The 20,161-nt window shown below is 54.8% G+C and carries 22 protein-coding genes and 1 tRNA gene; 4 read left to right on the top strand and 19 right to left on the bottom strand.

Annotated elements, in window-relative coordinates; translation table 11 throughout:
* Positions 1-13: 13 nt before the first annotated feature.
* The 8 genes from nadA to AO242_RS13310 all read right to left on the bottom strand — a co-directional run bounded on the left by nadA (position 14) and on the right by AO242_RS13310 (position 7,574).
* On the bottom strand, positions 14-1,072 hold the full coding sequence (nadA, locus tag AO242_RS13345; RefSeq protein WP_099269084.1) for a quinolinate synthase NadA: 1,059 nt from the start codon (positions 1,070-1,072) through the stop codon (positions 14-16).
* A gap of 283 nt (positions 1,073-1,355) precedes the next feature.
* A complete protein-coding gene (locus AO242_RS13340; RefSeq protein ID WP_099269083.1) occupies positions 1,356-2,033 on the bottom strand; it encodes an RraA family protein in 678 nt (225 codons plus the stop codon).
* Between the two features lie 188 nt (positions 2,034-2,221).
* On the bottom strand, positions 2,222-3,259 hold the full coding sequence (locus AO242_RS13335; protein ID WP_099269082.1) for an amidohydrolase family protein: 1,038 nt from the start codon (positions 3,257-3,259) through the stop codon (positions 2,222-2,224).
* On the bottom strand, positions 3,259-3,987 hold the full coding sequence (locus tag AO242_RS13330) for an amino acid ABC transporter ATP-binding protein (protein ID WP_099269081.1): 729 nt from the start codon (positions 3,985-3,987) through the stop codon (positions 3,259-3,261). The genes AO242_RS13335 and AO242_RS13330 overlap by 1 nt, the downstream gene beginning before the upstream one ends.
* On the bottom strand, positions 3,984-4,730 hold the full coding sequence (locus AO242_RS13325; protein WP_099269080.1) for an amino acid ABC transporter permease: 747 nt from the start codon (positions 4,728-4,730) through the stop codon (positions 3,984-3,986). Before AO242_RS13325 ends, AO242_RS13330 begins: the two co-directional genes overlap by 4 nt.
* Before the next feature lie 2 nt (positions 4,731-4,732).
* Entirely contained in the window at positions 4,733-5,434 is a 702-nt protein-coding gene (locus AO242_RS13320) for an amino acid ABC transporter permease (RefSeq protein ID WP_206361720.1), read from the bottom strand.
* A 40-nt stretch (positions 5,435-5,474) separates the two neighbouring features.
* On the bottom strand, positions 5,475-6,281 hold the full coding sequence (locus tag AO242_RS13315) for an ABC transporter substrate-binding protein (protein WP_206361721.1): 807 nt from the start codon (positions 6,279-6,281) through the stop codon (positions 5,475-5,477).
* Positions 6,282-6,368: 87 nt separating this feature from the next.
* On the bottom strand, positions 6,369-7,574 hold the full coding sequence (locus AO242_RS13310) for an aminotransferase class I/II-fold pyridoxal phosphate-dependent enzyme (protein ID WP_099269079.1): 1,206 nt from the start codon (positions 7,572-7,574) through the stop codon (positions 6,369-6,371).
* Between the two features lie 132 nt (positions 7,575-7,706).
* Between AO242_RS13310 and AO242_RS13305 the strand changes: the two genes are divergently transcribed.
* On the top strand, positions 7,707-8,606 hold the full coding sequence (locus tag AO242_RS13305) for a LysR family transcriptional regulator (RefSeq protein WP_099269078.1): 900 nt from the start codon (positions 7,707-7,709) through the stop codon (positions 8,604-8,606).
* A 70-nt stretch (positions 8,607-8,676) separates the two neighbouring features.
* Positions 8,677-9,267 (top strand): biliverdin-producing heme oxygenase, encoded by a 591-nt coding sequence (locus tag AO242_RS13300; protein WP_099269077.1) that lies wholly within the window; start codon positions 8,677-8,679, stop codon positions 9,265-9,267.
* On the opposite strand, the gene AO242_RS13295 is transcribed toward AO242_RS13300, so the two are convergent.
* From AO242_RS13295 to AO242_RS13275, 5 genes are all read right to left on the bottom strand, one after another.
* Positions 9,264-10,031: a lipopolysaccharide biosynthesis protein gene (locus AO242_RS13295; protein WP_099269076.1), complete on the bottom strand. Its 768-nt coding sequence runs from the start codon at positions 10,029-10,031 to the stop codon at positions 9,264-9,266. The two genes, AO242_RS13300 and AO242_RS13295, sit on opposite strands and share 4 nt — an antisense overlap.
* 211 nt (positions 10,032-10,242) lie before the next feature.
* Complete coding sequence (locus tag AO242_RS13290; protein ID WP_257153434.1) at positions 10,243-11,394, bottom strand: ankyrin repeat domain-containing protein; 1,152 nt, start codon at positions 11,392-11,394, stop codon at positions 10,243-10,245.
* Positions 11,395-11,406: 12 nt separating this feature from the next.
* Positions 11,407-12,516 carry an ADP-ribosylarginine hydrolase Tri1 gene (tri1, locus tag AO242_RS13285; RefSeq protein WP_176560619.1) on the bottom strand — a complete coding sequence of 370 codons (1,110 nt, stop codon included), beginning with the start codon at positions 12,514-12,516 and terminating at the stop codon, positions 11,407-11,409.
* A gap of 128 nt (positions 12,517-12,644) precedes the next feature.
* Positions 12,645-13,631 (bottom strand): T6SS immunity protein Tli4 family protein, encoded by a 987-nt coding sequence (locus AO242_RS13280; RefSeq protein WP_176560618.1) that lies wholly within the window; start codon positions 13,629-13,631, stop codon positions 12,645-12,647.
* Positions 13,632-13,697: 66 nt separating this feature from the next.
* Positions 13,698-14,177 carry a hypothetical protein gene (locus AO242_RS13275; RefSeq protein WP_257153433.1) on the bottom strand — a complete coding sequence of 160 codons (480 nt, stop codon included), beginning with the start codon at positions 14,175-14,177 and terminating at the stop codon, positions 13,698-13,700.
* A gap of 362 nt (positions 14,178-14,539) precedes the next feature.
* Between AO242_RS13275 and AO242_RS13270 the strand changes: the two genes are divergently transcribed.
* Together AO242_RS13270 and AO242_RS13265 are read left to right on the top strand one after the other, a co-directional pair.
* A complete protein-coding gene (locus AO242_RS13270; protein ID WP_099269075.1) occupies positions 14,540-14,962 on the top strand; it encodes a hypothetical protein in 423 nt (140 codons plus the stop codon).
* 68 nt (positions 14,963-15,030) lie between these two features.
* Positions 15,031-15,642 carry an Imm5 family immunity protein gene (locus AO242_RS13265; RefSeq protein WP_099269074.1) on the top strand — a complete coding sequence of 204 codons (612 nt, stop codon included), beginning with the start codon at positions 15,031-15,033 and terminating at the stop codon, positions 15,640-15,642.
* A 195-nt stretch (positions 15,643-15,837) separates the two neighbouring features.
* On the opposite strand, the gene AO242_RS13260 is transcribed toward AO242_RS13265, so the two are convergent.
* The 6 genes from AO242_RS13260 to tolB form a co-directional block, all read right to left on the bottom strand.
* Positions 15,838-15,913: transfer RNA gene (locus AO242_RS13260), tRNA-Lys, on the bottom strand.
* A gap of 63 nt (positions 15,914-15,976) precedes the next feature.
* Positions 15,977-16,651 (bottom strand): 7-cyano-7-deazaguanine synthase QueC, encoded by a 675-nt coding sequence (gene queC, locus AO242_RS13255; RefSeq protein WP_049826808.1) that lies wholly within the window; start codon positions 16,649-16,651, stop codon positions 15,977-15,979.
* Between the two features lie 16 nt (positions 16,652-16,667).
* Positions 16,668-17,315 carry a 7-carboxy-7-deazaguanine synthase QueE gene (queE, locus tag AO242_RS13250; RefSeq protein ID WP_027899121.1) on the bottom strand — a complete coding sequence of 216 codons (648 nt, stop codon included), beginning with the start codon at positions 17,313-17,315 and terminating at the stop codon, positions 16,668-16,670.
* Positions 17,316-17,489: 174 nt separating this feature from the next.
* Positions 17,490-18,308, bottom strand: a complete 819-nt coding sequence (ybgF, locus tag AO242_RS13245; RefSeq protein ID WP_099269073.1) for a tol-pal system protein YbgF — start codon at positions 18,306-18,308, stop codon at positions 17,490-17,492.
* 6 nt (positions 18,309-18,314) lie between these two features.
* On the bottom strand, positions 18,315-18,815 hold the full coding sequence (gene pal, locus AO242_RS13240; protein WP_027899119.1) for a peptidoglycan-associated lipoprotein Pal: 501 nt from the start codon (positions 18,813-18,815) through the stop codon (positions 18,315-18,317).
* Positions 18,816-18,873: 58 nt separating this feature from the next.
* On the bottom strand, positions 18,874-20,124 hold the full coding sequence (gene tolB / locus AO242_RS13235; RefSeq protein WP_231675613.1) for a Tol-Pal system beta propeller repeat protein TolB: 1,251 nt from the start codon (positions 20,122-20,124) through the stop codon (positions 18,874-18,876).
* Positions 20,125-20,161 lie beyond the last annotated feature (37 nt).

Raw genomic sequence — 20,161 nt, 5'->3', positions numbered from 1 at the left:
TTGCAGGCGACAATCAAGCATTCCCCGCCTGCTTCATCCGCGCGGCCTGGGTGAAGTCCAGCATCCGCTGCAACGGCCTGACTGCATGGGGAATCACGGCAGGATCGACAAATATCTCGTTACTCCCCTCCCGCAAGCACTGCAAGGTACGCTCAAGAGTGTTCATCGCCATCCACGGGCAGTGCGCGCAACTGCGGCAGGCAGCGCCGTTACCGGCAGTGGGCGCTTCGATGAAGATCTTGTCCGGGCACAGCTGCTGCATCTTGTAGAAAATGCCCCGATCAGTGGCCACGATGAACATCTTGTTCGGCAGCGTCTGTGCGGCCTTGATCATCTGACTGGTTGAACCCACGGCGTCAGCCAGATCGATCACTGACTCGGGCGACTCAGGGTGAACCAGAATCGCCGCCTCCGGATACAGCGCCTTCATGTCTTCGAGTTGCTTGGACTTGAACTCTTCGTGAACGATGCAAGCGCCGTCCCATAGCAGCATGTCAGCACCGGTTTCGCGCTGGATGTAACGACCCAGATGCTTGTCCGGTGCCCAGATGATTTTCTCGCCGTTGTCCATCAGGCTTTCAACGACTTCCAGCGCGCAACCGGACGTCACCACCCAGTCCGCACGGGCTTTGACCGCTGCCGAGGTATTGGCGTAAACCACCACCGTACGCTCCGGGTGCTGATCACAGAACGCCGTGAACTCATCCACCGGGCAGCCCAGATCCAGCGAACAGGTCGCCTCAAGCGTCGGCATCAGCACGCGTTTTTCAGGGTTGAGGATCTTGGCGGTTTCGCCCATGAAGCGCACGCCAGCAACAAGCACGGTCTTTGCTGAATGGTTATTGCTGAAACGGGCCATTTCCAGCGAGTCGGATACGCAGCCGCCGGTTTCTTCCGCCAAAGCCTGAATGACCGGATCGCAGTAGTAATGCGCCACCAGCACAGCGTCCTGGGCCTTGAGTTCGGCCGCAATCGCAGCACGGTAGTGAGCCTGCTCTTCAATGCTCAGGTCTTTGGGCTGTTTGGCATCGAGATGGGCCTGGACCAACAGGCGTTCGGAAATTTGCGTCATGTTCGCTGGACCTGCAAGCGCTCTGATAGCGCACAAGGCGAGTTTACACCCGAAAAGCAGACACAAAAAAAGCTGGACGTCCTCATTTTCACGGGCCTTCCAGCTTTATAAATTATGTCGACCCAGGGTCGTGGTTCGGTCCTGAGGCCAATCGGTCACGTCCGATTGGCTCAAGCCGCAGAAGGCGCGCGGATTTTAGCCAGCCTCCTACGGATTTACCATCTGTTTCAGCCGCCTGTGATACCGGGTCATTTCCCGTCAATTGGGCACGGTTTCGTAACGCTTATTCCGGTAATACGCAGCCTTTCTGTTTCAGGCTATTGATAACCCAACTCCGATCGCTGTTGCCTTCAGCAATATCCAGAAGTTGCTGAGTTTCAGCCGCATGTTTGGCGCTGGCTTTGTTTAGAACACTGTCAACTTCATCAAAAGGAATGCTTAACAGGCCGTCATCGTCGCCGACAATCATGTCGCCCGGTTCGATCACCATACCGTTGATTGCAATCGGAACATTGATCTCGCCAGGACCATCTTTGTAAGGACCACGGTGAGTAATACCCGCGGCAAATACCGGGAAGTCACCTGCCGCAATACTCGCCGCATCACGGATGGCGCCATTGATGACAATACCGCCCAAGCGCTTCTTGATGGCGTAAGCGACCATCAGTTCGCCGATAATTGCATTGGTCAGATCACCCCCGGCATCCACCACAATCACATCGCCCGGCTGAGCGATGTCCAAGGCGTAATGCACCATCAGGTTATCGCCGGGGCGGGATTTAACCGTTAACGCCGGACCGGCGAGCACACCCGAACGGTGCATGGGCCGCAAAGTCACGCCCCCGGCGGTCATGCGGTTCATTGAATCACTGACGTTGGCCACAGGCACCTGACGATAACCTTCGACCTGTTCAGCACTGACCTGACGGGCACGCTTTAATACTCTGAAACCACTGGACATGATGCAGCCTCGCAATAATTGACTGAGCAAAACCAACTGCCCTGCCCTGTCATGAGTTAAATAAACATTCAAAATCAAACAACAGAAAACGGCATGAAGCTTTCTTCAAGGCGAACGACACCGCGCCCCGAATACCGGACAGACTAAAACTCTAAATAACAGCCTTGGCTGTTAACGTGCCGTAGGCACTAATCAGCAATCATCAAGTTATAGGTACACGCGGCTGTCCGACTAAACAGAAAGCGCTTCTCTTCAGCCGTGAAGTTGGCCGTTATCTTCTTGAACGCATTCCACATGACGCCATAGGAATACATCCCCTTATCAACCGGAAAGTTGCTTTCAAACATGCAACGCTCGACACCGAAAGCATCAATACAATGCAGGATGTACGGCCGCCACAATGCGGCGAGCGTGTCCGAATCAGGAGGCAACTCGCGAGTGTGCAGATCGAAGCCACCGACGTTCATGCCCAACCCACCCAGCTTGATCCGTACATTCGGGCAATTAGCCAACTGGCAGATCAGCCGCGACCACTCGGCGAAAACCTCATCCCGGCGGCCAGCATAAGGTCCGACGCCAACAGGTCCGCCCACGTGATTCAGCACGATCATCTGGTTCGGGAACGACCTGGCCAGATCCAGCACCTCTTCAAGCTGGGTGTGATAACTCCAGACGTCCAGCGTCAGTTCGTAATCTTTGAGGCAGTTCACGCCCTTGCGGAAATCGGTGTCCATGAGGATGCCCGACGGTGGCGGTTTGGGATTGGAGACCACCTGCGGATCGGCGTGCCAGGCCGTTACATTGCGAATGCCCTGCAACCTTGGCCCGGCCCGCTCAAGCATCTCTTCCAGTACCGGCACCACAGCCTGCCCCCTACGCAAATCCGCACCGGCCACAATCGCGCCGCAAATCCGCGCCGGGCCGTAAAGCCCACTGGCACTGAGCGCCGCGATACCGTTGGCGAACTCCACCTCGCCCACACACTGGAATGGCTCGGGCCGATCCATGTTGAACATCGAGCGGCATTGCACATACACCGACGCCACGATCCGATGACCGCTATCGATGTCGTCGAGATAGTCATCCAGCAGGTAATGGTTTTCCGGGCGATCCCACAGATGGTGATGTGCATCGACAATCGCCAACTGCGGATCGATCGCAGGCTCATCCACCCGCGCCAGCCAGTCCTTGCGAACCGGCAGGTGCGGCGATGCTGACGGTTTCATCAGTGGGCTCGAATGTCAGAGATGAACTTGGCCGCACGCGGGTGTTTCGGCGCCGTAAAGAAATCTTCCGGCGCAGCGCGTTCCAGTACCTGCCCTGCGTCCATGAACCAGATCCGGTCAGCCACTTCCCGGGCAAAGCCCATTTCATGGGTCACGCAAATCATGGTCATGCCTTCGGACGCGAGGTCTTTCATGACCTGCAGCACCTCACCGACCATTTCCGGGTCGAGCGCGCTGGTCGGCTCATCGAACAACATCACCGGAGGCTCCATCGCCAAGGCCCGTGCAATCGCCACCCGTTGCTGTTGACCACCGGACAACTGCAGCGGCATCGCATCGGCCTTGTGTGCCAACCCGACCTTGGCCAGCAGGTCACGAGCAGTTTTCGCGGCGTCGGTCTTGTTACGGTTAAGCACGGTGATCGGCCCGATCATCACGTTATCCAGCACGCTCATGTGCGGGAACAGATTGAAGCTCTGGAAGACGAAACCCACCCGGCTGCGCAAGGCATTGAGGTTCTTTTTCGAGGCATGAACGTCCTCGCCGGAAATCAGAATGCTGCCGTCCTGAATCTCTTCCAGGCGGTTCACGGTACGAATCAAGGTGGATTTACCCGACCCCGACGGCCCGCACACGACAACCACCTCACCGGCCGATACTTGCTCGGTGATATCGCTCAGTGCGCGATATTCGCCGTACCACTTGTTCACGTTCTTGAATTCAATCATTTCGGTTGCCCCACCAGAACTGGATTTTCTTCGACGCTTTCATCTTGGGCGCGGGCGGAACCCAGGCGCTTGCGGTTGATGGTGTCTTCCAGCCACTTGGCGAGACGACTCAGCGAGAAGCACAACACAAAGTAGAAACCGGCCAGCAGCGCATAGACCTCGAACGGCTGGGTCAATAGCTGGTTGTTGATCTGATAGGCAGCGAAGGTGACTTCCTGCGTACCAATCAGATAGGCCAGTGAGGTGTTTTTGGTGATCATGATGAATTGGTTGAGGATGCTCGGCAGCATGTTGAACAGTGCCTGCGGCAACACGATCTTGCGCATGCACTGGCCGTAGCTCATCCCAATCGCACGGGCGGCTTCAACCTGGCCTTTGGGCACCGCGTTGATCCCGGCCCTTACCACTTCACCCAGATACGCCCCCTCGTACACCACCAGTGCCACCAGCATGGTGACGAAGCCGGAGATGTTGATGCCGGTAATCAGCGGCACTGCGAAATAGCACCAGAAGATCAGCAACAGCAGCGGGATCGCCCGCACGACATAGGTGTAACCCATGGCCACGTTGCGAATCGGTGCAATGGATGACGTACGCGCCAGGCCCATCATGACTGCCAGCGGGAACGAAATAATCAGCGCGAGCAACGCGATGATGATGGTCAGCGCCAGACCGCCCAGCGGACCCTGTGGATACTGGCCGACCAGCAGCAGAATCCCGTAATCGTGAAGAATCTCGAGCATGGTTACCTCGCCATCCGCAGATCGATGCGTCGCTGCCAGACGGCACCCAGAATCATGATCGTCCAGGAGCCGATCAGGTAGAACAGACTTGCCACGGCAAAGGTCTGGAAGGTCATGTAGGTTTCGCCTTCGATTTGCCGCGTGATGTACATCATTTCTGCAGTACCGATGGCCATGGCCAGTGCGGTGGTCTTGAACAGCGAAAGCGCCTGGTTGACCAACGACGGAGCCGACGCGCGCATGGCTTGGGGAATCAGAACCTTGCGCAGGGTCTGCACGTAATTGATCCCCAGTGCACGGGCCGCTTCGGTCTGGCCGTTGGGCAACGAACGGAAGCCGCTGCGCAGGTCTTCGGAAACATAAGCGGCGCTGTTCAGGGTCAGAGCGATGATGGCGAAGATCACTTCGCCGCCGTGGCCGTTGATCCAGTCCTGAGCGGCCATCGGCAACAGTTGCGGGATGCCGAAGTACCACACGAACAACTGCACAAGGCTAGGCACGTTGCGGTGGTATTCAACGAAGACTGCCACCACGAAATCGCCGACCCGCCCGGGGATCAGCCGGATGCCCATCAACAGGCAAGCCAGCACGAATGCAAGCACCGCCGAAATGAAGAACAACTGCAGCGTTACCCCCGCACCGCCCAGAAACGCCTGCAGGTAGTCCCCCTGAAGCAGGGAACCGAAGCCATTGAAAATTGACACATGCACCTCGATCGGGCCGCGTGAAGCGGCCCGCTTTCAATCACTGGAAATCAGATAGCGCGGTGAGTTTCTTCTCACGTACCAGCTTGTATTCAGTCTGATCGCCGTACCAGTGATCCCACAGTGCTTGCAGCTCGCCGCTGGCTTCCATGTCCACCAATGCCTGATTGATAGCGTTGGTCAGTGCAGTTTCGCCTTTTTTGACACCTACGCAGTTGGGCTCAAAGTGCAGCGCCTGATCAAGAAAGCGCATGTTCTGGCTGCGGGTATGAAAGCGAATCGACGCGGGCTCGGTCATGGCCATGCCTTGCACCTTGCCTTGTTGCAGAGCAAGAAAAGCTGAAGGTGCGTCTTCAAAACCTACGACTTTAGCGTCGGTGATCTGCTGGCGTGCATACAGTTCAGGCGTGGAACTTTTGATTGCACTGACGCGCTTGTCGGCCAGGTCGGCGAAGGTCTTGATACCGCTGTCGCCTTTGACCAGCACCTTGATCGGCACCTGATAGTAAGCCGAAGAAAAATCGATCTGCTCGGCACGCTCCTTGGTGTAACCCAGAGCAGCGGCCACCACGTCGGCGCGACCGGAAATCAGCGTTGGAATCCGCGCACTGACGGCAACACCTTGCAGCTCAGCCTTGACACCCAAATGCTTGGCGAGCGCCTTGCACAGGTCAACATCCAGCCCGACGATTTCCCGGGTGGTCGGGTCCTGGTAGCCCAGGGGCACGCTGTCAGTCAATGTCGCGCAGCGCAGTGTTCCGCGGTCCTTGACGTCCTGCAGGCCGTCAGCCATTACCGTGGTTGCTGCCATCAACCCCATCAAAGTAAGCAAAACCTTTTTCATCATGATCGGTATCTCTTCAAGAATGAGGGCAGAAATAAAAGCGGATCTTTTTTTAGTTTTTTAGAAAACAGTTTTTGCTCAAGACTTTCCTCAACTCAATGCCTGGCATGCCTCCTTCACCCGCCGGCACCCTTCGGTAATGATCTCGGTGGACGTTGCGAACGACAGACGCAAATAAGGTGAAAGCCCATAAGCCGCGCCATCCAGAACCGCCACGTTGGCGCTTTCGAGCAAATAGTTGCGTACGTCCAGATCCGACTGCAGCACCACACCGTCCGGCGTGCGCTTGCCAATCAGGCCGCCGCAGTTAGGGTACGCATAAAACGCCCCTTCAATGTCCAGGCACTTGAGGCCCGGCACGTCATTCAACAATTCGATGATCAGATTGCGACGCTCACCAAACACACGCGCCGCCTCCTCCACGAAACTACCACCCTCTTCCAGTGCTGCCACTGCGGCAGCCTGACTCACCGCCGATGCACCACCGATGCTTTGCGACATCAGCTTGTCCATCGCTTTGATCAGCAGCAGCGGGCCACCTGCATAACCAATGCGCCAGCCAGTCATGGCGTAGGCCTTGGAAACACCGTTGATCACCAGGGTGCGTTCCTTGAGTTCTGGGGCCTGCACAGCCGGTGCGGGCAACGTGGCACCGGCGTAATTGAAATACTCGTAAATTTCGTCGGTCATCAACCACACGTGAGGATGACGCACCAGCACATCGGCGATGGCCTGCATTTCGGCTTCGCTGTAAATCGCACCGCTAGGATTGTTCGGCGAGTTGAGCACCAGCCATTTGGTCTTCGGCGTGATCGCGGCTTCAAGCTGTTCAGGTTTGAGCTTGAAGCCTTGGAAGTCCGGGCACTCGAGGATGACCGGGACACCACCATTGAGCTTGACGATGTCCGGGTAGCTGACCCAGTAAGGCGCAGGAATGATCACTTCATCACCATCATCCACAGTGCAAGTGAACGCGGTGTAGATCAGTTGCTTGGCACCCGAACCCACAACGATTTCTGCCAGTGAATAATCCAGACCGTTGTCTCGCTTGAACTTGCACTGCACGGCGGTCTTCAACTGCTTGGTGCCGGTGGTCGCGGTGTAGCGAGTCTGCCCTGCCAGAGCCGCAGTGCGCGCAGCTTCAATAATCGAGGTCGGAGTCACGAAATCCGGCTCGCCGACGCAGAAGTCGAGAATCTTCTTGCCAGCAGCTTCCAGCTCCATTACCCGCGCTTTCGCGGCAACACTGGCGGACGATGCGAAACGGTTCAGTTTGTTCGAAAGCGGGTACGACATTGTGAGTGACCTGTGGGTTTAGGCTCGGTTGCACTGAAGACTACTGATTGCCAAAACGAACAAAAAGCGATTTTTAGTTGGCTTTATTCATCGCTTAAAGGCATCTTTCAATGAACGAATCAGGACTTGAAGATGATTACCATCAAGCAGATTGAAGCGATTTTCTGGGTCGCCCGGCTTGGCAGCTTCGACTCCGCAGCCGATCACCTGAACACCACGCAGTCAGCCATTTCCAAGCGCATTCAGGATCTGGAAACGCGCTATGGGCAACCGCTGTTCGACCGTTCACGCCGCAGTGCGCAACTGACACCCATGGGTGAAGAACTGGTGGCTCTGGCTTCAAGTCTGTTGAATCAGCGGGACGCCATGCTGCAGCGCCTGGAGAGCCCGGAGAACCTGCAACGCAAACTACGTCTGGGGGTTACGGAGCTGACAGCACTGACATGGTTACCGGATCTGGTCAGCGGCATTCGCAGCGCTTATCCGCTGGTGGAGATAATTCCGGAAGTGGACCTGAGCCCGGTGCTTTACGAGCGCCTGGCGAGCAACTCCATCGATCTGATCATTGTTCCGGACATCTTTCAGGACAATCGCTTCTCCGCCGAAATTCTCGACTCGGTGGAAAACGCCTGGATGTGCACACCGGCGCTGGCGGGTGAACAGACGAGCATGACGCTGGAAGAACTGGCGTCGCGCACGCTGATCATTCAGGGCGCACTGTCCGGCATGGGCCTGGCTTATGGGCAGTGGTTCAAGATGAAAGGCATCGACATCGTCAAGTCCATTACCTGCAATAACCTGCTGGCGCAGATCGGCCTGGCGGTGTCCGGGCTGGCAACTGCATGCCTGCCGCTACACTGCCTGGGGCACGTGCTGGATCGCAAACAGTTACAGCGCCTGGATGTCACGCCAGCGTTGCCGCAGATTTCTTACAAAGCCATGCACCGCAGTACTGAAGATGACCGGTTCATGGCCGACATTCTGGGTATCACGCGCAACGCATGCGACTTCACCAAGTTCATTATTCACTGACATGCGCGCCTGAGCGGCAGCAAACCCCGGCATCTGGTAACGTGTCGCGGCTCCCAAAGGACTTTCATCAATGCTCGTAGATTCACCAGTAACGCCAGACCTTCCGCTCAGTAAACGCCTTAAAGCGGGGAGCGCCCGCGACCACGACAGCGTCGACACGCTGGTCTTGCAGTCCCGACCGTTCGCGGACAATCAGCGCTACGGTTATTTCCTGCGCCTTCAGCACCGCTTTCATGGCGCAATTCATGAGCTGTATCACGATGCCGAGCTGAACCAGTTACTGCCCGGCCTGCGTGAGCTGCCGCGTTTTGATGCCGTTCGTGCCGACATGAACGATATAGGCCTGCCAACTCCCATAGCGCCCGCCGTAGTCAAACCACACTCGATCCATGCGGCGCTGGGCTGGCTGTATTGCGCTGAGGGTTCAAATCTGGGAGCGGCCTTCCTCTTCAAGGAAACCCAGCAGATGGGCTTCGGCGCCGAACATGGCGCACGCCACCTTGCTGCCCACCCCGATGGTCGCGCCCTGCACTGGCGCGAGTTCGTGACATTACTTGACGGGCTGAAACTGGACGAGACGCAGAAAGCTCAGGCTATTCAGGGTGCAATTGACGCTTTCGATTTCTATCGAAGCGCTCTGCGAGAATGCTTCCATAGCTAAACGTCGATAAGCCGGTCAAGCTCGTTCAGATCTACTTTCGGTATGACATCAGCAGGGATTCTTGATGCGTCAGAGAGGTTGAACACTTGAAAGCGTTCGCCGACGACCTTCTCGGAAACCACCGAGAATGACGGCAAAATCCTCGTATGAAAATGCTGATCCAACCCACAAGGAGAGCGCTTGCAGCCTGCCGTTTCATAAAAACGCCGGGCTGACTGATTCAGGTCAACCCCTACCATCACCGCAGTCTTGAAACCGCAATGGTAGGCAATTTGCAGAGCCAGGTATGCGACAGTGCGCGCATCGAAAAAACCTCGCTTGAGGTTTTTACTGAACCCGATCCGACGCTTGCGGCGGTGGCTCAGCAAGCTTCCGCTTCGCACCAGTTCATCTTCCGCCCCCACCAACTCAGCCCATGAGAGCTTGGGCGCTTTACGCAAGAGAAACGCTTTCCCCTCTGGCACTATGGAATGCCCCTCAAGGGTTTCCTCCCAAAGCGCAACCCGCTCACTAAGCGCCATTGCCTGAGAAAATAATACGGGTTGCTGGCAGACGAAATCCTTGTCAGTGCATGCGTAAAAAAACGGTCTGACTCCGGCATCGATGAATTTGGAGATAGCACCGTTCATGGTGATCATCGGTATGTGTGCGAAGTCCTCAAGGTGAAAATCCTTGGCAGACGGACCTGACGCAACAATAAAAACCGTGCCTTGACGAATATCTCGACATTCATCCCAGTCACGAACATCCGGACTAACATTCATTTCACGACATCCAACATCAAAATCTTTTGAATCCCCACAAAAACCACACGTCACGCGAGGGTTCTGGAGGAACAGTACGCTCAATGTACCAAATCGCGCGCCCTAAGGTTTCAAAAGGTCTGATGATTGCGCCCCCTTCATGGTCGCTCCGACCAGAAGGATGCCCTGTGGGTTCTGTCTTATCCGAACTCCATCAGGGTAGCGCCTGGGTTCATCGGCCATAGGAAGTCGTGCTCAACAGCTCTGGCAGCGGGTTGGCAATGACCCAGCATACGGCCAGTTCACAGAGGCGATCGGTGTGCCCGGCAGGATCGTTACCGCTTTTTAGTGCGGCAGCGAGCGTGCGGGCTTCGGCCAGCTCCGGTTCACTTAACGGCACGGCACTGCCTAAATACTCTACAAGCGCGTTCAGCATTTTTTTGAAATCGGCGTCCCAGTTGGCTGAGCCATTGTCGTTGATCTCAATCGAGATACGACCACTAATGCGGATGACTTCACCTTGCACCGTCTTTGCTGCTCCAGAGGATGGCACCAGCATTTCCCACAATTGCTGATGCTGGGCAGGCCAGTCATCTGCTGTCACGACTATCGCAGCCTGACCGTCATGGATGTTACGCGCGGCAACTGGAGTGACATTGAAAAGGCGATAAAGAGTGGCAAGAGCTGCATCAGTTGCCGCCAGGTAATCAGGGTTGAAGTCAGCCCGGTGAAATTCGAATTCACGACCGATACGCTCAACTTCGGATTGCATAGCGTCCTCGACTTGCGCACCGGCTTCCAACAGGATCTCAGCGATTTTGGCAGTGGCCCGAATGTCGCCATTGGACGCCGTGAGCAGTGCGAGGTGCAACAGGCTGTATCCCTGTCGCCGGGTTCTCACCTCCGTATTGGCGCCTCGACGGATCAGAGCAGCGATTGAGTCGGCCTTGTGACTCTCTACCGCCACCTGCAGCGGTGTATCGCCTTTAGAGTCCTGAGCCTCGATATCAGCCCCCAGGTCCAGCAGCAGATCGACACCTCCTATCCAGCTCGAACTACGATGGTGCAAAGCCGTTCGCTGATACAGGTCACGGGCATCAACGTTTGCTCCCTGCTCCACCAGCCACCGGACCAGATCATCGGGGCAATTATAAAAACCAAGCGCCGTACATTTACTGTAACCCCCAGTGGCTTCGAGCTCGCACACATCGAACACTGCGATCAACTCGGCAAGCGGAGCATCCCTCAGCAACTGATCGAAATCCTTGGGGAGAGTCTTTCTTTTACGCTTACCCATAGAGGCAGTCATCATCCTGATAAAGAGGTTTTTCATCATCGAACCACGAGTTTTTTGGTAACAGCTATCTTCACCGATGTCGGTCATGCAACGAGGTATTCAATCGCATATGGACTCTTCCAAAGGATCATGCAGCGGAGCACGATCGAACAATTGCTGAGCCAGCCCCTGAATATGCTCTGACCATACGACGTTCCTGACCCACTCCTCCGGCATACCCGACACGCCATATAGAGCGCCAGCAATTTGTCCGGCAGTGGCGGCTACGCTGTCGGCATCATCAGCCAGATTGGCAGCTAACAGAATGGCGTCTTTGAAGTTGTCGGTGTTCCACACTGCCCACAGTGCTGCTTCCAGTGTGTCGATGACGTAGCCTGAGGAACGTATCTGGTCCCTGGTTTTTTCTTTGTATTCGCCCGCATTGATGATCAAGGCTCTTGGCCGTAAGGGCCGAATCATGGGAGACAGGGTTTCTTCTTTGTCTGCACCATTGAGGGCCAGGTGCAACTGTGCGCCGAGCAGATGACAACACGCGACGGCCTCCAGCGCCCTATGCGTACAGTAACTTTGGGCGGCACTGTCACGCCACGTAGCCGAGAGCGTATGTCGATGAAATATCGCAGTGGGGGCCAGGCGAATTATCGAGCCGTTACCCGCGGTGGATGGCGCATCATTTCCATGCCATAAACCGCCATTTTTCAGCCTTTCTTCGATCGCAGTTCGAGTGACATTGCCGATATCAAAACACTTGCCGTTATGACTGTTTTCGCCGCTTAGATACCAGCGGCCTAGTCGGTCCGCGTAATCAATAAGGTCGAAACTGCCTTTCGCAAGATAATTGTCTGCCAGGCAGAGAGCCATGCTGGTGTCATCGGTCCACTCTCCCGGATTAAGCCTGAAGGGACCGCCCCCCACCATGTCATGCACTTGGCTACGATCACGAGGCAAAAACTCGAGTGTTGTGCCCACGGCGTCGCCTATTGCCAGTCCAAGCAGGCAGCCTTTTGCACGATCCAGCGCCTCAGCTTCGGTCAAGGTGCTCTTGCGCGAGGCAATCCATTCGGGCTTCACCACGGGCAACCTTGGGGCGTCAGACGTCAACAGGTAATCCATACGCTGAAGCAACTGTGGAGAAGGCAGGGGGAGCAGAGAATCATAGCGCTCAGCGTATTCTTCGAGAGCCTTGTCAGGACTTCTTAAATCAATCACGGAATTTCCCTATAGCATTTCGACCCAAGGATGAGCCGAAAAAAGGGATATCTTTCCCCTTGGTTCCTCGGGCAGTCAAGCTGAAGTAATGAACGCTGTGTATGGCGCAGGCACTACGCGATGCGAAATCAAGGTAGTGCTTTCAAGCTACCTACCAGTTTGTCCCAAAATGCTAGCGCCTCCTCATCGGTTTTGAAGTCACTCCCGACCTCATGTGTACCCAATCTCAAATCTATAAACGGACGAGTATTCGATTTCAGCTGGCCCTCGTATTCGAGTTGAAACGTGTAAAAACGCTTTCCATCGATTGACGTTGCAACAGCAACCTCCTCTGCTTCAATGTCACCCACCGTGCGCGTTCTTTTCCTGAGTGTTTTTGTCTTATTCAATAACCCGGCCACACCTGAAACAACGCCGCCATTTTCTTCCTCGAAGCGCGTTATTAATGAGTCATCATGCTCAACTATTCGTTGAGTAAGCAGACTGACAAACGTCCCCGGGTGCGTGGAGATTTGTGCGCCCATGTAAACACCTTCCAGAGATTGAGCTGCCCCCAGGGTGGTATACCCTTCTTCTAAAGAAAAAGCCCCTTGGGGTGGAGCGTCTTGGCGACGTCTGGAAAACAGGGATTCACTTATCAGGCGGGTTTTATTGATGGCGCCGTCTATTCCTTTGGCAGAAATCGATTTCACCAGCATGCTGTACAGGGCGTTCTGGGACGTAAGAAGATAAGCATGAAAGGTATAAAGCTTATCCAGTCTCGAAAGTATTAATACGCTGCCATTACTTAAGGGTATCGTTTTTTCATACCTGCTTGATGTACCGTGTGCAACTCCCTTTTTTAGCTCTTCAATTTTTTGGTCGACAATCGAGTTCAGGTCGGACTTTCCATTCCTGCTAATGAGCTCGACCTTCTCGTTGTAGAGCTTGTAATCGGCGGCAATTTCAGACCCTGCCGGGATATCCAGTTGAAATCTACCAAAGTAATGAGTGGTCCACGGGTCGTTGATGGCTTTATTCCCATCTGTAGGTAGCGCTGAAGAGAGCTGTGGATAAAAGGCATAGAGAATCATGACGCACCATAATGCTTTTTTAAATATCAGAAAACTCTTCATGTTTGCCCTTGGCCTGTATTTTTTCCTGGAGTTATTTTGAAACGACCTACGAATAAGCCTCAGCCTCTAGATGACAACCCATTTATTTTTCGCAAACCCAACGGGCCAATGTCCTTTATAATAAATCTCTACGATTTGCTTCCAATGATCGCCATGACCGTAATAACGCTCAGACACATACTGGCGAAAAGCAAAACAAATTCCATTTCTAGCAGCGGCACTAAAATCATGTGACCCACACAAGAACAACTCTTTCTCCACTTTTCTTGTGGCCGCCATCACAGACTTATTGATTTCCATTCTAAGTCCAGTCAACTCTTTGGGCGGCTTGGGTAGCTTATAAAACGGATCATCTTGAGAGGGAGAGGTGGGGAGCCACTCAACTTCCTCGTAGCACCCTTGAAATTCGAGCTCCGAGGGTTCAACAAATACCTTGCGCACGCTCTCGATACAGATAATACGCTCCTCTCCAGAGAGCAAAACGCCCATGTTGGAAAAAAACCGGCTTCTTCCTATCCTTTCAAGTTCCACATCAATGTTCATCATTATAATTTCATATCAGTATTTGTAGACTTCCTGAACCGGATACCGGACTGGCCTATGCCCCCAATGCCGCATCTCAGCCAGGCAGCACGCCTCAACAACTGTAAAGACAAAATGCAGATTGTGCATCCTGTGTACGCCGTAATGGACCGACCTACTGATGCTGCGCGCTCACCTGCCCGATTGGCTCAAGCGACGTAGCCATGCAAACCCATCCGCAGCAGTGACCAGGGCACAGGACAGCTTACTGAATTGCTCAGCTGACAATCGAGCCATGAGCTGGAACAGATTTGGGTATGCTTGCCCGAGAGAGGCATCAAGATGAGTATGTGCTGAAAAAAGCCAACTATTGAGCAGAAACACTTATGAATTATTACCACGTAGAGCCCGAAGTTGCCGGTAGCCTGGGAGACCGGACGGTTATGGATACCGGGATCTGGCCGCCAAAGGTCAGTCAACTCGAGTATCAATTTGAAGGCTGGCTGGGTGACGAGTTACTGGAGACGTTCCCGTGTTTTATCTGTACCTGCACCTTGGCGGAGGCTTTATCGGCGGACGAATTTTCAGGCGTGTCATTTGAGTCCGTCATCATTTCAAAATCAGAAAACTTTCTGGAGCTTTACCCAGACAAAACCTTACCTGATTTTTACTGGTTACAAGTAAATGGGGTCGCTGGAGTCGACGACTTTGGCGTGGCCGAAAGCAATGGATTAGTCGTTTCTGAGACGGCGATGACTACTCTGAAAAACTTCAACATCAACCATGCTGAGATCGACGTATTTCGTTAGGTCATGCGTCCGAGAACTTTGCGCATCGTTCAATACGAAAATACTGCCCATCCGACCATCAGGCTCAAATGAAAAAAGAACACGAAGCGTTCATCACAAAGCTCATGACTGAAGTTGAAAATTCGCCCAAGGGTGAGCTAGCACGCTCTCTGCGAACTCGGCTCTGGGCGATGATCACTGAAAACAGGAACCCCAACGACCAAAAGCTGATACTGACAAAGCTCAATACCGCCTGCGTGCAACACGGCATGGGATTCTGGACCGAGAAGTTTGGCGATGCTCAACGCATCGAACACGTTCTGACAGCGGCACTTCAGGCTGCCAGTGGCGCTTTTGATCACGCTGATGCAATTGCCGTACGTGACGATTTTTATGTGTCGGTGGTCGAGAATGAAGAGTATGAAGCCGATGAGTACCCTGCAATGTTCGTCGGGCACGCTGCTGCCAACACAATCGTAACGGCAGTCGCTGACGTCCAATTCGACGCTGGCGACGACCAACGCGATCAAGACCTGGATCCTGAAGCGTTTGAGCCTGATTATTTAGTCGCATCGGCGTTTGCGGGAGGGTTGGGGTTCGCGAGCAGCCTGTCCGACGATGGCGACCCGGAATTGCGGCGTGCTTTCTGGAAGTGGTATCTGACTGTTGCCGTGGCGCAGGTGCTCTCTGACTTGCCTTAGGCTCTTTACGTACAGTGGCTGTGCTCGGTGATGCTGCGCCGAAGCAAAGCCATGCTTCGCGGTAGACAGCTGCTTGTATGAGCGACTGAACACCTTGAAAAAGCTAGACCTTCAGCCAGGCCAATCGTACAGGCAAAAAAAAACCTGAAAATCCTCACTTGCGTGGGCCTTCCAGGTTTTCAAACTGCTAAAAAATGGTGGGTCGTGTGGGATTCGAACCTACGACCAATTGGTTAAAAGCCAACTGCTCTACCAACTGAGCTAACGACCCTCTGTTGCGTGGCACGTATATTACTGATTTATATGAGTAATTCAACACCTAATTTCAATTATTTTAAAAATATCGTGTCGGGTCACTGATTCCGGCGGCTGCGAAGCCTTCTGCGCGTAAGCGACAGCTGTCGCATTTGCGGCATGCACGGCCTTGATCGTCAGCCTGATAGCAGGAAACGGTAAGACCGTAATCAACCCCCAGACGCACGCCTGCCTTGACGATATCGGCCTTGCTCAGATTCTGCAGCGGCGCCTGGATTGTAAAGCCCTGCCCTTCTACACCCGCCTTGGTGGCTAGATTGGCCATACGCTCGAACGACTCGATAAATTCAGGACGGCAATCCGGGTAACCCGAGTAATCCACCGCGTTGACGCCGATAAAGATGTCACGTGCACCGAGCACTTCTGCCCAGCCCAGCGCCAGAGACAAAAACACAGTGTTGCGTGCCGGTACATAAGTCACCGGAATGCCTTCGCCCGGGGTTTCAGGAACCGCGATGGAATCGTCAGTCAGCGCCGAGCCACCAATGCCATTGAGATTCAGGCCAATGACCTTGTGCTCGATCACGCCCAGATCACGAGCGACGCGTGCCGCCGCATCGAGCTCGGCGCGATGGCGCTGACCATAATCGAAACTCATGGTGTAACAGGCATAGCCCTGCTCACGCGCCATCGCGACGACAGTGGCCGAGTCGAGGCCGCCAGAAAGGAGGATTACCGCTCTTTTTTCAGTCATGGTTGATTCACTCATCTCAGCGCCCTGGCTCATCGTTCCAGAGAAATTTATGCAGCTGCATTTGCAGGCGTACAGGCAGGTTGTCGGCGACGATCCAGTCTGCGAGGTCGCGGGCATTCAGTTGGTGATGGCTGGGCGAGAACAACACTTCGCCCGCGCGACGCTCCAGACCGTACTGAATGAGCTTGGAGACCGCCCAGTCGTAGTCCTCACGAGAGCAAAGCACGAACTTGACCTGATCGTTGGGCGTCAACAGCTCGATGTTCTCGTAACGGTTGCGAGTGACTTCCATGGAGCCTGGTGTTTTCAGGTCCACAACTCGACTGACACGCGGGTCAACAGCCGAAATATCCAGCGCACCACTGGTTTCCAGAGACACCTCATAGCCAGCATCACAGAGGCGCTTGAGCAACGGGATGGCATTGGGCTGAGCCAACGGCTCACCGCCAGTCACGCAGACGTAACGAGGGCGATAATCAGCCACCTGACCGAGGATGTCGTCCAGTGTCTGAATGGTGCCGCCAGTGAATGCATAGGCGCTGTCGCAATATTGGCAACGAAGCGGACAGCCCGTAAGACGGACAAAAACAGTGGGCAAGCCGGCGGTGCGAGTCTCACCCTGCAACGAGTAAAAGACTTCGGTGATACGTAACGTTTCTTGCATATGGGCCACGGGCGTAACAGCTAAACAGGCCGTCCGCCTCCGTCAGGCACTTCAAAGCACCCTGCAATGGCAGAATCCAGAGAAGCGTATTTAAAAGTACCGAAAATTCGGGTGCCGAATTCTAACGAAAAAAGCCGCGACAAGCGCGGCTTTCTTGAATTACGGGTCAGAACCTTAAAGGCGCTGAAGATCCCGCTGTGCCAGCTGAGCGGCAGATGTACCCGGATACTGAGCAACAACCTGCTGCAAAATGCCTTTGACCTTGTCGGTGTGACCCAGCCGGCGCTCGACATCAGCAAGCTTGTACAACGAATCAGGCACTTTGGCATGCTTCGGGTAAAGCTGGCTCACTTTGGCAAACGCCTGACCTGCGCCTTGAAGGTCACCTTTGGCCAGGTTCACTTCGCCCAGCCAGTACTGAGCATTGCCCGCGTACGAACTGTTTGGATATTTGCGAAGGAAAGCGCCGAAAGCCTGGCTGGCCTTGTCGAAATCCTTGGCTTTGATCAAATCGAAGGCCGCTTCGTAATAAAGCTTCTCCTTCGCCGGATCAGGTGGTTCAGTGCCTGCTGACGGCGCTTGCGCGGCCGGTGCGGCAGGTGTCCCGCTGGCGTTGATATCACCGCCAGCCGGTTGTGAATTATTGGAAGCCGGTGCGGCTGCGCCGCCTGCTCCTATGCGTGAATCCAGATCCTGATACCGCTCGAGCGCTTCTTGTTTCATGCGCTGGATATCGTTTTGCTGGACCTCGACCATACCGCGCAAACGCGCGATTTCGTCCTGCATCTGTTGCAGCTGCATGAACAGCTGACCTTGTGCCGAGGGCTGGGCCGTAACCCCTCCCCCGGCATAGGCGCCAGACGTGCCATAACCAGCTGGCGGATAACTGCTGCTGCCAGAGCCAGAATTGTTATCGACCACAGGAACCGCACCCCACGCAACAAGTGGAAGGGTGAGGGCCAATACTGTTACAGCACGTCGGCACGTTCGCATGTCAAATTACTTACGCAGTTCGACGCGACGGTTTTGAGCCCAGGACTGCTCGTCGTTGCCGGTAGCAACTGGACGCTCTTCGCCGTAGGAAACCAGTTCCAGCTGAGCTGGGGAAACACCTTGCAGAACCAGGTAGCGTTGAACGGCTTTCGCACGACGCTCGCCCAGTGCCATGTTGTACTCGCGAGTACCACGTTCGTCGGTGTTGCCTTCCAGAACGACGCGAGCGCCATTGCCTTTCAGGTCCTTGGCGTGAACGTCCAGAGCGCGCATGGCTTCTGGCTTCAGGTCCGAACTGTCGTATTCGAAGTAGAAAGTGGTGATTGCGCGCAGAGCAGCTTCTTCGCTCAGGCTGCCATCAACGGCACCAGTGTTTGCGCCGTAACCAGCGTTAGGATCAACAGCAGCGCCTTCGCCAGCGTTGTCGCCGCCTTTGGAAGAGCAACCTACAGCTACAGCCATGGCCAGAGCCAGCGCAGCAAATTTACCAAACTTCAGCATTTCCATCGTGAAACTCCTAATGAACCCCAGTGTGTTAAGCAAATCTTTTTTGTGTAGCGCCGCGTCAGTTCAGGTAAGGGGACCAGGAAGGTTCTCTGACTTCGCCTTGAGCGGTAGGAAGCGGGAGCCTTACGCGTCCATTAATGGACACGAGCATCAAGACTCCCCGGCCCTGCTGGCGGGTGGCGTAGATTACCATGGTGCCGTTGGGCGCAACAGTAGGCGACTCATCAAGGTTGCTATCTGTGAGGATTTTTACGCTTCCGCGGGCCAAATCCTGCACTGCAACCTTGAAATTAGTGAAGCCGTCCTGCCGGTGAATCATTACCAGCGTCTTTTCATCAGCTGACAATTTCGGGTTGGCGTTGTAGTTGCCGACGAAAGTCACTCGTTCAGCACCACCACCATTAATATTTGTCTTGTAGATCTGCGGCTTGCCGCCACGGTCCGACGTGAAGTACAGCGTCGAGCCGTCTTTGCCGAAGAACGGTTCTGTATCGATGGACGAATCGTTGGTCACGCGATTCAGCTGACGCGAGGCCAGGTTCATCACGTAAATTTCCGGGTTACCGTCCTTCGACAATACGAATGCCAGTTTCGTGCCATCAGGCGACCATGCAGGCGCACCATTAAGGCCTTCGAAGTTGGTGATCTGCTCGCGGCGACCGGTATCGATGTGCTGAACGAAGATGCGCGGGCGCTTCTGTTCGAACGATACGTAAGCGATGCGCTTGCCATCCGGCGCAAAGCGCGGCGACAGGATCGGCTCACGGGATTGCAGCAGGGTCACTGCACGTGCACCGTCGTAATCCGAGCGCTGCAAAGTGAAGCGCGTATTGTTTTCAGAGAAGCGTTCGGCAGTCACGTACAGCATGCGGGTAGAGAAAGCACCCTTGATGCCGGTCAGCTTCTCGAACGACTGGTCCGCAATGTAGTGCGACATGTCGCGCAACTGATCAGTAGTACCGGACACGTTACCGGTCAGTACCTGCTGCTCGGTTGCGACGTTGAACAGCGCATATTGCACCTGCAGACGACCGCCTGCTGGCACGATATTGCCGACCATCACGTACTGCGCACCCAATGCTTTCCAGTCACGGAAGATGACTTCGCTGGCCTGGCTTGGCTGGCTGATCATGTTCTGACGCGGGATTGGCGCGTAGTAACCCGAATTGCGCAGGTCATTGCCGATGATTTCCGACATATCCTCTGGCAGTACGTTGCCGCCCTGCCAGCCAAAAGGCACAACTGCGATAGGCGTGGCGCGGTCACTGCCGCTGGTGACCAGAATGTTCTTCTCTTCTGCGCCAACCATACCGGCCGCACAACAGAGAACGACTACTAGCAGTCCT

Source organism: Pseudomonas sp. ICMP 561 (assembly GCF_002699985.1).
In the GTDB taxonomy this organism is placed as follows: domain Bacteria; phylum Pseudomonadota; class Gammaproteobacteria; order Pseudomonadales; family Pseudomonadaceae; genus Aquipseudomonas; species Aquipseudomonas quasicaspiana.
Note: the sequence above shows the minus strand (reverse complement) of the source record. Positions and strands in the feature narration are given on the sequence as shown.

Coding starts and splice junctions, on each gene's coding strand:
- AO242_RS13290 (WP_257153434.1), bottom strand. CDS start 11,394: ATGACCGACATCGGTGAAGATAGCTGTTACCAAAAAACTCGTGGTTCG.
- AO242_RS13315 (WP_206361721.1), bottom strand. CDS start 6,281: ATGATGAAAAAGGTTTTGCTTACTTTGATGGGGTTGATGGCAGCAACC.
- pal (WP_027899119.1), bottom strand. CDS start 18,815: ATGGAAATGCTGAAGTTTGGTAAATTTGCTGCGCTGGCTCTGGCCATG.
- AO242_RS13265 (WP_099269074.1), top strand. CDS start 15,031: ATGAAAAAAGAACACGAAGCGTTCATCACAAAGCTCATGACTGAAGTT.
- AO242_RS13335 (WP_099269082.1), bottom strand. CDS start 3,259: ATGAAACCGTCAGCATCGCCGCACCTGCCGGTTCGCAAGGACTGGCTG.
- AO242_RS13340 (WP_099269083.1), bottom strand. CDS start 2,033: ATGTCCAGTGGTTTCAGAGTATTAAAGCGTGCCCGTCAGGTCAGTGCT.
- AO242_RS13280 (WP_176560618.1), bottom strand. CDS start 13,631: ATGAAGAGTTTTCTGATATTTAAAAAAGCATTATGGTGCGTCATGATT.
- queC (WP_049826808.1), bottom strand. CDS start 16,651: ATGACTGAAAAAAGAGCGGTAATCCTCCTTTCTGGCGGCCTCGACTCG.
- AO242_RS13330 (WP_099269081.1), bottom strand. CDS start 3,987: ATGATTGAATTCAAGAACGTGAACAAGTGGTACGGCGAATATCGCGCA.
- AO242_RS13305 (WP_099269078.1), top strand. CDS start 7,707: ATGATTACCATCAAGCAGATTGAAGCGATTTTCTGGGTCGCCCGGCTT.
- AO242_RS13310 (WP_099269079.1), bottom strand. CDS start 7,574: ATGTCGTACCCGCTTTCGAACAAACTGAACCGTTTCGCATCGTCCGCC.
- AO242_RS13325 (WP_099269080.1), bottom strand. CDS start 4,730: ATGCTCGAGATTCTTCACGATTACGGGATTCTGCTGCTGGTCGGCCAG.
- tolB (WP_231675613.1), bottom strand. CDS start 20,124: ATGGTTGGCGCAGAAGAGAAGAACATTCTGGTCACCAGCGGCAGTGAC.
- AO242_RS13295 (WP_099269076.1), bottom strand. CDS start 10,031: ATGAATGTTAGTCCGGATGTTCGTGACTGGGATGAATGTCGAGATATT.
- ybgF (WP_099269073.1), bottom strand. CDS start 18,308: ATGCGAACGTGCCGACGTGCTGTAACAGTATTGGCCCTCACCCTTCCA.
- AO242_RS13300 (WP_099269077.1), top strand. CDS start 8,677: ATGCTCGTAGATTCACCAGTAACGCCAGACCTTCCGCTCAGTAAACGC.
- AO242_RS13270 (WP_099269075.1), top strand. CDS start 14,540: ATGAATTATTACCACGTAGAGCCCGAAGTTGCCGGTAGCCTGGGAGAC.
- queE (WP_027899121.1), bottom strand. CDS start 17,315: ATGCAAGAAACGTTACGTATCACCGAAGTCTTTTACTCGTTGCAGGGT.
- nadA (WP_099269084.1), bottom strand. CDS start 1,072: ATGACGCAAATTTCCGAACGCCTGTTGGTCCAGGCCCATCTCGATGCC.
- AO242_RS13275 (WP_257153433.1), bottom strand. CDS start 14,177: ATGATGAACATTGATGTGGAACTTGAAAGGATAGGAAGAAGCCGGTTT.